Annotated in this window: 10 protein-coding genes; 6 read left to right on the forward strand and 4 right to left on the reverse strand. The window is 59.6% G+C overall.

The features are described from left to right. Positions 1-6: 6 nt before the first annotated feature. The gene (locus AC070A_RS22685) at positions 7-984 is read right to left on the reverse strand and encodes a LacI family DNA-binding transcriptional regulator (protein WP_492384774.1); all 978 of its coding nucleotides are present in this window, start codon (positions 982-984) and stop codon (positions 7-9) included. Between the two features lie 232 nt (positions 985-1216). On the opposite strand from AC070A_RS22685, the gene AC070A_RS22690 reads away from it, so the two are divergent. The 6 genes from AC070A_RS22690 (at position 1217) to AC070A_RS22715 (ending at position 7508) form a co-directional block, all read left to right on the forward strand. Next, on the forward strand, positions 1217-2185 hold the full coding sequence (locus AC070A_RS22690) for a sugar ABC transporter substrate-binding protein (RefSeq protein ID WP_492384562.1): 969 nt from the start codon (positions 1217-1219) through the stop codon (positions 2183-2185). Positions 2186-2259: 74 nt separating this feature from the next. Next, a complete protein-coding gene (locus AC070A_RS22695) occupies positions 2260-3084 on the forward strand; it encodes an ATP-binding cassette domain-containing protein (protein WP_492384563.1) in 825 nt (274 codons plus the stop codon). After that, complete coding sequence (locus AC070A_RS22700; protein ID WP_492384564.1) at positions 3081-4085, forward strand: ABC transporter permease; 1005 nt, start codon at positions 3081-3083, stop codon at positions 4083-4085. The genes AC070A_RS22695 and AC070A_RS22700 overlap by 4 nt, the downstream gene beginning before the upstream one ends. 21 nt (positions 4086-4106) lie before the next feature. Further along, positions 4107-5315 carry a Gfo/Idh/MocA family protein gene (locus AC070A_RS22705; protein WP_492384565.1) on the forward strand — a complete coding sequence of 403 codons (1209 nt, stop codon included), beginning with the start codon at positions 4107-4109 and terminating at the stop codon, positions 5313-5315. A 10-nt stretch (positions 5316-5325) separates the two neighbouring features. After that, the gene (locus AC070A_RS22710) at positions 5326-6435 is read left to right on the forward strand and encodes a phytanoyl-CoA dioxygenase family protein (RefSeq protein ID WP_492384566.1); all 1110 of its coding nucleotides are present in this window, start codon (positions 5326-5328) and stop codon (positions 6433-6435) included. Between the two features lie 32 nt (positions 6436-6467). Beyond that, a complete protein-coding gene (locus AC070A_RS22715) occupies positions 6468-7508 on the forward strand; it encodes a Gfo/Idh/MocA family protein (protein WP_492384567.1) in 1041 nt (346 codons plus the stop codon). Positions 7509-7632: 124 nt separating this feature from the next. Here the strand turns inward: AC070A_RS22715 and AC070A_RS22720 are convergent, their stop codons facing one another. From AC070A_RS22720 to AC070A_RS22730, 3 genes are read right to left on the reverse strand one after another with little or no spacing between them, the layout of a single operon-like run. Beyond that, complete coding sequence (locus AC070A_RS22720; RefSeq protein ID WP_492384568.1) at positions 7633-9000, reverse strand: hypothetical protein; 1368 nt, start codon at positions 8998-9000, stop codon at positions 7633-7635. Beyond that, positions 8997-10112, reverse strand: coding sequence for a PD-(D/E)XK nuclease domain-containing protein (locus AC070A_RS22725; RefSeq protein WP_492384569.1), 1116 nt, complete (start codon positions 10110-10112; stop codon positions 8997-8999). The genes AC070A_RS22720 and AC070A_RS22725 overlap by 4 nt, the downstream gene beginning before the upstream one ends. 41 nt (positions 10113-10153) lie before the next feature. After that, positions 10154-12439, reverse strand: coding sequence for an argonaute/piwi family protein (locus AC070A_RS22730; RefSeq protein ID WP_494773588.1), 2286 nt, complete (start codon positions 12437-12439; stop codon positions 10154-10156). Between the last annotated feature and the right edge of the window lie 24 nt (positions 12440-12463).

A 12463-nucleotide genomic window follows, 5' to 3' on the forward strand; every position in this document is an offset into this window, starting at 1 on the left:
CGAGCTCTATGCGGTTTTCCGGATAACCAACTCGCCGGGCAGGAGATGGGTCTGAGGTGTCAGCCTGCCGGTCAGGATTTCCACCAGTGTCTCTACCATCGCCGCGTACGGTTGGCGGTAGGTCGTGAGGTCGACACCCTCCATGCTAGCGAAGTCGATATCGTCGTAGCCTACCACTGCAAGGTCCTCGGGGACGCTAAGACCAAACTCACCACGGATTACCTCAAGCGCTCCGAGTGCAAGAATGTCATTCTCGCACATGAGAACATCTGCCTGGTGAGCTCTGGGTGTCCGTCCAAGATGTTCTCGAACCGCGGCGGCAGCCGTCGGCCGGTCATAGCGATCCGCGAAAAGCTCAATGACGGGAGTGCCTCGAGCGTTCCAGAAGTCTGAGAACCGTCGACGACGCCCCAGAGCCGTGGATACCGTGCGGGGGCCGGCCATAAACATCGGGCGTTTGTAGCCTTTCCCTTCGAGATACTCGCAAATCTCCTGCATCGCCCTCTCAGTGTCGCAGGTCACCGCTGGAACTCCCTGAATGGTACTGTCACGCGCCAACACGTAAATCGGCACGTCATCCACGCGGACAGTCTCGCTCCGGAATGACGTTCCAAACAAAATTATCGCGTCGAGGCGGCGTTGCTTTGCATTGGTTATGGCAGCGAGATGGTCGTAGTCTCGACTGATGTTGAGGAGGACGCCGAGCATACCTTCGTTTTGAAGGGCGTCTGTGAGCTTCTCCAGGCTCGGAAGCTTGTAGGGGTTGGAGAAGTCATCGACGAGGATGCCCACCAAGTCAGTTCGTTTCGTCGCCAAACTGCGGGCGAGGAGATTAGGCTGATAGTGAAGGGCTTCGGCGACGGCAAGCACCCGCTCGCGTGTCTCCGGCGCGATCTGCGCGCCGGGCGTGAAAGCGCGAATGACCGTCCACTTCGAAACGCCTGCCTGTTTGGCGACATCTGCAGCTGTAGCTGAACTCTTCAGAATTTGTTCCCCCGATATCATTGAAACTTATGCCTCATTTCAGAAGAGGCGAAAAGTTCGGCAATGAAAGTTGCTAACATTATTGACGAGCAATTATCGTTCTGCTACCGGTAGCAGTACACGATGCATTGAAAGTTTCGGGTTGGAACACTCGAAGGCAGGACGAGGGAGAACGAAGGAGCGTTCTTCCTCGTTGGGTTGCATCGTGCGTTTCAATCGGGAGGAGACCGAAATGCACGTCACGCGCCGTATTCTGATGGCCGCTTCCGCTGCCATGATTCTTTCAGCCGCAATGCCTGCATTCGCACAGGAAAACAAAGTCATCGGCGTGCTGCCGAAAACCGTGATCAACGACACGTTCATGAACAACCTAGCCAACTTCGCTGTAGCGAAGGGCAAGGAACTCGGCATGGAAGTCGAAATTCACAGCGTGTCCGGGCACGGTGCCATCGAAGAGCAGGTGTCGGCGATGGAAGCCTTGATCTCGCGTAAAGTCAGCGGGATCGTGCTGGCGGCGCTTGATTCCAAGGGCCTAGCGCCGGTGGTCAAGCGTGCCAATGAAGCTGGCATTCCGGTTGTACTCGTCGACGGGGGCGTCGAGACCGACCCGGCCAACTATGTCTCTCTCGTTCGGACGGACAACGTGCGGGCCGCCGGCCTTGCTGCCGACTTCGCCGCCTCGCTGCTCAGCTACTCCGGGAAGGTGGCCCAGTTAGAGGGCGAGCCCGGTTCAGAGGCGGCCATCAACCGCGTGAAGGGCTTCCACGAGGGGATCGCCAAATACCCCGAGATCAAGCTCGTTTCGTCGATCACGGGCCACTGGACCACCCCGGGCGGCGTCGAGGCGACGGAGGCGATCCTGTCCGCCAATCCCGACGTGAACCTCATTTTCGCATCGTCGGACCTCATGGCTGTCGGAGCGGCTGAAGTGCTCCGCCGCCAGAAGCGTGACGACGTCATCGTCGTCGGGTTCGACGGCATCCCAGAAGGCACGGACCTGATCGTCGGCGGCCGCGCGGCCGGCGACGTCTCACAAAGCGCCCGCGGAATGGGCGAGCAAGCGGTGGCGATCCTCGCGGACGTCATCAACGGCAACAAGCAGGCTGCCGACATCCCCAAGGAAATCGATTCCGGCATGAAGCTCGTACACAGCTGGAACGTGAAGCAATACCGCAAGGAAGTACTCGGTCTCACCGACTGATATCCGGTCGTCACGGCGGCGGCCTCGCCGCTGCCGTGACGCGTGGTTGAAGCTCACATGGGAGGTACGGCGCGATGTTGGAACACGCAGCCGCAGCGCACGGGCGTACGCCGATCGTCGAGATGCGGGGCATCTCAAAATATTACGGCGGTATCGCAGCGCTTGATAACGTCAATTTTTCGGTCGGTGCGGGAGAAGTTGTTGCCCTGCTCGGCGACAACGGTGCCGGCAAGTCGACCCTCATCAAAATTCTTGCCGGGGCAGTTGTCGCCGATGACGGTGAAATCCGCATTGATGGTGCTGCGGTGCATATTACGTCGCCGGCTCGTTCGAAAGCGCTTGGGATCGAGACCGTCTATCAGGATTTGGCGCTTTGCGACAATGTCGATGTCGCCGCCAACGTCTTTCTAGGACGAGAGCTGAAGAGGTCCTATCTCGGTGGCATCGTTCGCCTATTTGACAGGCGTCGAATGGCGGAAGAAACGCGTAAGCTTCTGGCCGACCTGAAGATCAACATCCCAGACATTCACGCGAATGTCCGAGATTTCTCCGGTGGCCAGCGCCAGACCATCGCGATCGCAAAAACCGTCTATGGCGCGGCCAAGCTCATCATCATGGACGAACCGACCGCCGCACTCGGCGTGACGCAGCAGGAGCAGGTGCTCCGCCTCATCGAGAACCTGCGCGGACGCGGCGAGGCCATCGTCCTGATCAGCCACAATATGAGCGATGTAATGCGCGTCGCCGACCGTGTGGTCATCTTGAAGACGGGGCGGCTGGTCACCAATCGCCTGACCGCCTCGACCGACCGCGACCAATTGGTGCGGATGATCGTTAGCGGTGTCGAGGAGCCAACTGTCGCCGGGAAGGAAACACGTACCGAGAGGGCTGTTCAATGAGCGCGGTCACCACAAATACGCCCGCTGCGCGCCGGCCGGCGTCGCTGAAGAGCCGGCTGGCGAAACTTGCCGAACAGGGCTCGACCGTCCTCATCCTCCTGGCGATTCTCGTCCTTATGGAGTTCCTCACTTCCGGCTTCATCACCGCGAACAACCTCAGCCTCATCGTGCTGCAGGCGGCAACGCGCGCCATCCTCGCCATCGGCGTTATGATGGTGATCATCAGTGGCGGCATCGACATCTCCGTCGGAACGGTAATGTCGCTCTGCATGGTCGTCATGGGCGTTGCCGTCATTGATGGCGGGGTTCCGCTTTATCTGGGCTTCGCTGTAGCGGTCGGCACGGGTCTTCTTATCGGCGCTGTCAACGGCTTCCTGATTTCCTACGCGCGTCTGCCGCCCTTCATTGTCACTCTCGGTATGCTGGGCATTGCGCAAGGGTTGGCGTTGACCATCAGCAACGGCCGCTCGCTCTATGGATTTCCGGAGTCTTTCGAGTTTTTCGGTGGCGGCACGGTGCTGTCAGTCCCTGTCCCCGTGCTCATTCTCATTGGCTTCGCGCTGCTCATGTCGTTCGTCTTCTATCAGACCCGCCTTGGCCGCTATGCATTCACCATGGGCGGCAACGAGGAAGCCACCCGCCGCGCCGGCGTCAATGTCCGCCTCTACAAACTCGGCTTTTACAGCATCGTTGGCGGCACTGCGGGGCTCGCCTCCATTGTCCTGGCCGCGCGGATCAACTCGGCCCATCCGGGCATCGGCTTTGGCTACGAACTGGACGCAATCGCCGCAGTGGTCATTGGCGGCGGCAGCCTCATGGGCGGCCGGGGTACAGTTTTCGGGGCGGTCATGGGGGCGCTGATCATGTCGGCCATCAGGTTCGGCCTGAACGTCATGGGCATGTCGCCCTTCATTCAGCAGATCGTCGTCGGCGTCATTCTGATCGCTGCGGTCTACCTCGACACTCTGCGCGCCGCTCGGTTGCGTCATTCAACACGTTGAACTCCAGGAAGAAGATATCTCATGTCCGAGCAAGGTACTGCTTACACAATGGCGGAGAAGTTGGCAGCGCCGCCGCGCCGCATCCGACTTGGCATCGTCGGTGGTGCCGGTGGGTTCATCGGTCCGGTCCACGCGCTCGCCGCCAGAATGGACAACCGCTACGAGCTCCTCGCTGGGGCTCTGTCCTCGAAACCCGAGGTCTCCAAGGCAGCGGGCGAGGCGTGGTTCATTCCTTCAGACCGCGTATACGGCGATTATCGCGAGATGGCTCGTGTGGAGGCGTCTCGCCCCGACGGCATCGAAGTGGTGGCGATCACCACGCCGAACCACCTCCATTACGACGCTGCGCGTGCCTTCCTAGACGTCGGCATCCACGTCATCTGCGACAAGCCGTTGACGACGACGCTGGAGGATTCGATCTCGCTTGTCGATAAGGCACGCAATGCCGATCTCTGCTTCTTCGTCACCCACGGTTTTGCCGCCTATCCGATGGTCCGCGAGGCGCGCGCCCGTGTCGCCGAGGGTCGTCTGGGCACCATCCGCCTTGTTCATGTCGAGTTCGTTATGGACTGGCTGACAGACCCAATCGACCTTCTGGGCGACCGTCATGCCGCCTGGCGTACCGATCCCGCCACATCCGGAGGCGGGGGAGCCATAGCCGATATCGGCACCCACGCCTATCACCTTGCCCGGTTTGTTTCAGGGTTGGACGTCACGTCACTGTCCGCATCCCTCCATACGATGGTTTCGGGTCGCCGACTCGATGACAACGGCCACCTCCTTCTCGAGTTCGAGAACGGTGCAAAGGGAACGATGATCGTTACGCAGGTAGCGCCCGGCAACGAATGCGGGCTGCGCATTCGCGTCTACGGGGATCGGGCCGGGCTTGAGTGGCGGCAGGATGATGCCGATCATCTGCGGTTCAGTGAACAGGGCCGGCCCGTACAGATCATCGGTCGCGGCGAAGCGGGCCTCTCGGCCGATGCCCAACGCATGACGCGGGTGCCCCGAGGACATCCGGAGGGATACCTCGAAGCCTTTGCGAATATCTACTCCGAAATCGCCGCTGCGCTCTGGGCGAAGATATCCGGCACCGCCGCGCCGCACCCGATAGCCTGCGCCACGGTCCAAGACGGCGCGTCCGGCGTGGCCTTCATCGAGGCGGCATTGAAGTCGAGCCGTGAACGCGGCGCTTGGGTCGATCCGCGTTTGGCGGCGTCCAGTCTGTGAGGAGTTTTTGATGACCGACATAGCATCCACGATCAATCTCGCGGACTTCCGTCGCGAGGTGGAAAAGAAAACCACCAGCGCGATGTGCCCGACGGCAATCGCGATCGAGAAAAACATCCCGATCTATTCCGGCGCGGAGGTCAGCGACAGCGCTGGAACGGAGTGGGCATCTGTAATCGGCGACGGGCCAGGCGTCTTTGTGGTCAAACACGCATTCACGGACCCGGGTGCCATTGACGCGGCGAGCGACGTCTTCCGCGATATCATCGCCGACGAGCGGGCGGCGGGATCGTCAGCGGGCGACCATTTCGCCAAAGCCGGGGCCAACGATCGCATCTGGAACAGCCTCCAGAAGCTCTGCCTGCGCGCGCCGGACGTCTATGCCCGCTATATGGCCAACCCCGTGATTGACATCGCCTGCCGCGCCTGGCTCGGGCCGGGATACCAGATCGCCACGCAAGTCAACCAAGTGCGCCCCGGCGGCAAGGCCCAAGCGCCGCACCGTGATTATCATCTCGGTTTCATGACGCCCGAACAGATGGCGGAGTATCCGCCTCATATCCACGCGACAGGGCCGACGCTTATCCTGCAGGGCGGCGTCGCGCATTGCGACATGCCTGTCGAGAGTGGAACCACGAAGCTATTGCCGCACTCACAGCGTTACCTACCGGGTTACATCGCGGCCACACGCCCAGAATTCAGGGACTACTTCGAGGAGAACTGCGTCCAACTTCCGCTGGAGAAGGGCGACGTCATCTTCTTTAGCCCCGCGCTCTTCCATGCCGCAGGCGAAAACCGAACGACGGATATCGTGCGCATGGTAAATCTCATCCAGACGGCCTCGGCATTTGCACGCCATATGGAAAGCCTCGACCGCACCGCCATGGCGCGCGCCGTCTTTCCGCATCTTTCCAAGCTATCGCCGGCCGGTCGGCGTGCTGTCATCGCCGCGACGGCCGACGGTTATCCCTTTCCGACAAACCTCGATACCGAACCGCCGATCGGAGGGCTCGCGCCGGAAAGCCAGCAGGACCTGCTGGCCCGCGCCACCGCGGAAAACTGGGACCGGGCGAGGTTTGACGATGCCCTTCATGCGCAATCGAACAAACGATTTGCGTAACTCGTAACAACACCGTTCCCGCAGGAGTGAGCATGAAGAGCATTGGCGTAGGTGTAATCGGTGCAGGCATCATGGGCGCGGAACACGCTCGTATCGTCGCGTCCGAGGTTTCGGGCGCGCACCTCGTCGCCGTTGCGGATGCCGACGTGGAGCGCGCCGAAATGGCTGCGCACGGGGCGAGGGCTCTGGTTGATGCAGAGGCCCTGATCGCAGACCCAGAAGTCGAGGCGGTTCTGGTGGCCTCCCCCGACGCGACGCATCATCGGCTTGTGCTCGCGGCCATAGAAGCGGGCAAACCGGTACTCTGCGAAAAACCGCTGGCTGCCAGTGCGGCCGAATGTCTGGATATAGTCGAGGCTGAAGTTCGTCGCGGCCGTCGACTGGTGCAAACCGGCTTCATGCGGCGTTTCGACCCTTCGTATCGCGAAATGAAGACTTGGATCGATGGGAAGACGTTGGGCGACGTGCGCATTCTGCATTGCCAGCACCGCAACGCGGCTGCCCCGTCGTGGTTTACGGGAGCTATGGCCGTCACCAACGCTCTAGTCCACGAGCTCGATGTCTGTCGCTGGCTCTTGTCGACTGAGTATACGGCAGTCACGGTTGTTCCAAGCCCCGCCTCAGGGCAAAGCGGAGACCCCTCGCTCTTTGTCTTCGAAACGTCGGCGGGGGGACTGGTCTCGGTCGAGGTCTTCATGAACGCAGGATACGGCTACCATGTCCACGCGGAGGCGGTCTGCACAAACGGCACGATCGGCATGGCCCATCCCGCATCCACGCGAGTTCGCCATGGTGGACTAGAAGCCGCTGCTTTCGCCAAAGACTGGATTCCACGTTTCCGTGACGCTTATCGAATTCAAAACCAGGCATGGGTCGACGGCGTTCGGCACGGTGTGCCTCCGGAGGACGGATCGTCGGCTTGGGATGGACTCGTCGCCACGTGTCTCGCGGAGCAGGTGGTCGAAGCGATGACAACACGCAGACGCGTCGAGTTGACGCTACCTGTGAACAAGCCGCTATGGCCAGCCGCACTTGCGGGAGGGACGAGCAACTTCTCGCGCGCGACTTTCTGATATTCGGTAGCGCTTCCCCTCACTGACGCTTCCAACTCGACGTGGACATCGTGGACGAGATGCTCGGACCCCCTTCCTTTCGCGACGCCAAATAATTGGAGATTGGCTTCGTTTCAGGTACCGCTCACTTTCGCGGACGCGACCAGTGTGACCATGGGTCAGCTTCGGCTTCCGGCGAGACAAGCATGTGGCCGGGAAGGGGCGACTTAGTGCCGTGCTTGCCGACCCTGTAAGGCACCATCGTCTCTGTGATCGCCCAGGTCTCGTCGCGACGTGTCGTGTCCTCTGGAACGAAATGATTGGCATAGACCCAACGGAGGCGCGAAGTTGTGGGTCGGAATGAGCGTGCCTCCGAGCGATTTTGCATGTGGCGGAAATAATCCACGAAATTTCCAGAATAGGTTTCAATACCCACATGGATCGCGCCGGGGGTATCGTTCGGCAATTGGCCCTCTGCGTTGGCCAGAACTCTTCGGAAATGCGCAGCTTTCCTCTTCGTGGCCTCCGCCGCGACGCAGCCCCAGACAACGACGCTGGCTTGATAAACCGCATCGGCATACTCTGGCCTGTCCGGCCTGGGTCGCCATTTCGCCGCCATGCTATAGTCTGCGTCATGCTCGTATCGACCTGCGAGGAGCTCGATCATCCGGCTACCGCCGTAGTAGACGTAATCGTTCGCCAGCACACGACGGGCAAGATTCCACTCCACTGGCCGGACAATTCCCCTCGAAATCTCGTCATCCCAGCCGTAAGAGAGTTTACGTGCCAAAGTGCGCTCGACCGTGTTGACGAGATAGTTTTCCGGGATATTCGACATCTCGATTTTGTAGATCACCTCGACCACGTGGGACACGTACCGCTCAAGGCACATCGCATGAACGGGGTCCGCGAGCTTCATTCCAATGACACGTTCGCTCTTTGCGTATGTCGACGGGACCATCCGCTTGCATTCAACTGCCCAGGTTGTTCGGGCCTTCGAGGCCAAGAGGTCCGGGGTTCTCGCGACCCCTTTTTTCTCGGGCAAGAATTCCACGTCTTTCCAGCCGTTACGCTTCCATGCCAAGCCTACAAGCAACTCAAACAGCGGCCCGTCAGGCTGCTTGCGGTCTGTCGTCATCATTCGCGCCGCTCGCTCTTCCGCACCCTTGACGGAAAGCATCATCGATAGCTCCTTGCCGATGCGGGTAAGATAAGGCACCGCGCGCATTATCCCCTCAGGCGCGAAGAACATCCGGTCCGTTGCGAACGTTTCAGCCTGCAAGATGTACCAAGCGATCGTATCGTTCTCATCGAAAAGGGAGGGCCGCTCTCCGTTTCTTTGAAGTTGCCGAGCCCTCGCCAGATGCTCTTTGGCCGCATCGAGGCGACGCTCGATGTCGCGACGCGGGACCAAGCCTTTGAGCCAGGCTACCGCCAACATAAGTTCATCGTCACGCCAGTCATGTCCGGTTCGTGGCGAGGTCCAATTGGGGTCCAATCGGTGCTCGGTCATCGTTTCATCTTCAAGGGGCGCGATAAGATCACAGCGCAAGTGATCCCCCGGATCGACTCTATCCCGGTTTTCAACTCGTGATGTTGCTCGGTCTGCGCACTGTCGTCCCAGACCACTACCATGATGTTGTCGTAGCCGCTGTCGGTGCTGAGGTATAAACTCGTGTCTGCTGCAACTTCCTCGATCACCTTCGCGAGCGCAGCCTGTCCGGAGGAGCGCAGGAATTTCACCTCGACAACTGTACGTAATGAAGGGATACCAAGATCGGCCCGTGGGTGTTTATGTCCGACGGACGGGAGGTTTTCTTCGTCCTCGAGGTCCGGGAAAACCGGTGCCAGGATCGCCCAAAGCAGTGATTGAACGTGGTACTCGTTCTCGATGTCCCACCGAGCTATGGCGGAATTGGCTGTCCGGCGTTTGTCCTCATAGCGCCACAGCTTCAGGGCGCGCCCTGAACCTAGAAGCAGCGTCTTCAGGTCCTCGACCCCCGCCGCACCCACCGACACGTGGGCCAGTCTCGCGAGAGCGAATCTAAAAACAGCAAGACGCACGGCATCCCGGGCGACGCCGTCGGTATGCGGCGACATCTGGGCTGACGATTGCCAAGCCCCCTCGACATCCTTGTCATTAACCGGCCAGCCGAGTGCTTCTGCCAACGCAACGGATAATTCGGGAGGGGAAATGCGAATGTCCCCTTCGCCGGAGACAATTCGAGCGGCCCGGATCAAACCCTGTTGCCAGGAATCGGTTGTGGATGACGCCTGTTTGAGAAGGGAGACGAGCCACTGGCCCCCGGCTTCGCCTGCAGCGGCTCCCAAGGCAATCCCCAGAAGGCCGACGCCGTCAGCCTCAATGCGCAGAGGGCGTCCGGGCGAGAAGAAATTTCGGCCTGATAAGTGCCTCACCTCCTCTTTCATGAGCGACGACTGTTCTGCATCGAGGACCTTGCCTGCTGCACCAAAGCCGAGTGCGGCGATGTGCTCGGGATGCCTCGATTGGCCGTCGAAATCCAACGCACGTCCCACTTGGGTTCGTAAATCGGCTTGGTTGCCGGTAATCCATGCGCAGAAGGCGGCCACGTGACAGGGAAGATCGTGGGACACGTGCGCCATCGCGCGGAGCGCTTCGTGGATGTCAGCCAGGGCTATGGAAGCTATAGGAACCACAATGTTCTTCCGATCTGACCGAATTTCACAGCTTCCGCGTCCCAGCCTGGAACAGCGGCCAGTCCGGTCAACCGCTCCGAAATTAGGTCAGAATAGCGGATCGTGATCGGGAACGGCTCGGGTGACATCGTTCGCCAGGAGTGGCCTGCGAAAGCGAAAGCCTGGCGAGAGATGTAAGTCATGTCGGTGAATGTCGACAGGTGGTGAAGCTTCAGAAGGCAAGGGCGGGGCATCCCGTCCTCCGGGCGCTTGAGTTCCGAAGCCCCCGAAAAGACAACCAGCGACTCCCTGTCGCCCAATTTGATATGCAATCCTCGGCTGGGGCCGAGGACGCCCTTCTTTGGATCGCGAAACCCATATCCCTTCTGCGCGTGGTCGAACGCTATGAAAGGATGGTCTGGCGCGACATGAACAAATGCGAAGGTTACATTCTGAAGGTGGAGGTCCTGAACGACACGCTCGACGGCTTCGGCCTCAACGTCCTTGAGTGCTTTGAACATATGGAACACAAGCCGGACTTTGTCGGAACTGCGCCAATTGTCTTGGGTCCGAATGGTCGTTATTGCCCGCTTGAGGGTGTCGTAAAGTGCCACCGCATAGTCTTCGTAGGGTACCACCGCGGTTCGATCACTTAGCAAATAGCTGCCGTCGCTCGAAAACACTGTCGTTATTCCGACGAAGCGTTTTCCCACGCCAATTCGGCTCGTTGACTCTGTATGAGACCCGAGGCCAATTACCAATTCGTGGGCGACCGTCTGCTGAGCTGCAAGCAGCCAAGGAGTACCGCCAAGCTTCGCGTAGGTGGCGAGGCTCAAGTGATTGAGCGAGAAAACGAGTTCTCCGTCAGGCTGCGCCATGGTTTCGAGTCGGATGCTCTGGACCGGGACATCCCTTTTCAAGAAGACCGATTTGGTGGCGTAGTAAGGATTGTCGCCTCCGTCAGAAGCCTTAAATTCTTCCTCGACCTGAACGATAGCCAAATCCCATTTGAAGCCTTCGTCGGCTGATTTCGAGAGCGCTGCCCTGCTTGCGGTCAAATAGTCCTCTGCAGACGCGCCCGCTGTCGTGAAATAGCTCACCGATGGCTTGTCGAGTTGGAAGCGTCGTAGGAGACCGTCTCCGAAACGCGCCTCCTTCTTCGAACCTGTCAATACGCTCGGCATTCCCTCGAGAAATTTTGCGAGGAACCCATCAACCCTGCCTTCATGGCGCGCCTGGCACACCACGGCTATCCGCAGTTGTTTCGGACTGAACGTCCTTTGGTCGAACGGACCGTTTTCTTTGAGACCGCGCTCTTTCCATGCGTCTTTTCGCGTTCCGCTCGGGTCGAAAAGCAAAGTGGGCGGTGAAATGATCTCGGTCTTAGGAAAAGACCTGCTGTGGCTCGATAGCAGGTCGCCCACCGCGAACGTCGCCCCCGGTACCGCCTCGAGGTTTGCCTTTTCTCGGAGGTATTTCAGTGCGTCTGCGATCTGATCTCTTCGTCCGGGACCAGAGTGGAACAGAGCTGCCTGACGCTCGGCTTCGTCTAAAACCGCGCGCGCCCGTCGTCCGAGAAGGCGGTTCACACAGTCTTCCATGATCTCGCGGCGGGGTTCCAGAAATGCCTCGCTGGTTAGAACTGTCTCATAGCCCTCCGCGTTGTCGGTGAGAGTCAATCTGTCGCCTTCCACCGCGACAACTCTTCCTACGAGCCGTACGCGGGCCAAGACGCGAGGATCGGTGGCAGGTTGCCGGATGGTGACGTAACGTCCCTGCAGCGGAATTCCGTGGGCAAGGAGCACAGAGCAGGGTGCGGCTATAAAGCTCTTCAACTTGGTTTCGCATGCGATTCCGAGCGTGCTCTTTCCCTCGATGTGAATGGTTCTAGTCTCGAAGCGAAGCAGAGTCCGACGCTGAATCCAGTCAGGAAGCTCATAATGAAGTAGATAGCCGCGGCTCATGGGGCCAACTACGCTGACCGGGCGATCCGACATTATGTCGCGGACGCCGCCGAAAGCACGTAGCAGGGAGGCGGAAAGAAGTGTTGGCCAAAGCCTGCGTTCACGCAGAAGATCAATCGTCTCACGCACATTGCCCAAGGGCTCTGCGTCTTTGACAAGAGGAATGTCGATTATGGTGTCATCCATGCCGCTTCGATGGAAGGCATGGCTGCCGTTGAACTCAGCCCTTAGGTCAGCGAGCCGTTCCGCGTCAAACGGTTGTCGACCAACCAGAACGGACGTGTTCCCGGTTACGTTGAGAGGTGCGAAATTGAGCGAAAGCTGGCTCATGAGGCCTTGGCATACCTATCGTGG

The organism is Ensifer sp. GW101-20A05 (genome assembly GCF_059424735.1).

Bases quoted from the DNA above. Each gene is read 5' to 3' on its own strand.
- AC070A_RS22695 (WP_492384563.1), top strand. From the start codon at position 2,260: ATGTTGGAACACGCAGCCGCAGCGCACGGGCGTACGCCGATCGTCGAG.
- AC070A_RS22725 (WP_492384569.1), bottom strand. From the start codon at position 10,112: ATGGCGCACGTGTCCCACGATCTTCCCTGTCACGTGGCCGCCTTCTGC.
- AC070A_RS22690 (WP_492384562.1), top strand. From the start codon at position 1,217: ATGCACGTCACGCGCCGTATTCTGATGGCCGCTTCCGCTGCCATGATT.
- AC070A_RS22710 (WP_492384566.1), top strand. From the start codon at position 5,326: ATGACCGACATAGCATCCACGATCAATCTCGCGGACTTCCGTCGCGAG.
- AC070A_RS22720 (WP_492384568.1), bottom strand. From the start codon at position 9,000: ATGACCGAGCACCGATTGGACCCCAATTGGACCTCGCCACGAACCGGA.
- AC070A_RS22705 (WP_492384565.1), top strand. From the start codon at position 4,107: ATGTCCGAGCAAGGTACTGCTTACACAATGGCGGAGAAGTTGGCAGCG.
- AC070A_RS22700 (WP_492384564.1), top strand. From the start codon at position 3,081: ATGAGCGCGGTCACCACAAATACGCCCGCTGCGCGCCGGCCGGCGTCG.
- AC070A_RS22730 (WP_494773588.1), bottom strand. From the start codon at position 12,439: ATGAGCCAGCTTTCGCTCAATTTCGCACCTCTCAACGTAACCGGGAAC.
- AC070A_RS22715 (WP_492384567.1), top strand. From the start codon at position 6,468: ATGAAGAGCATTGGCGTAGGTGTAATCGGTGCAGGCATCATGGGCGCG.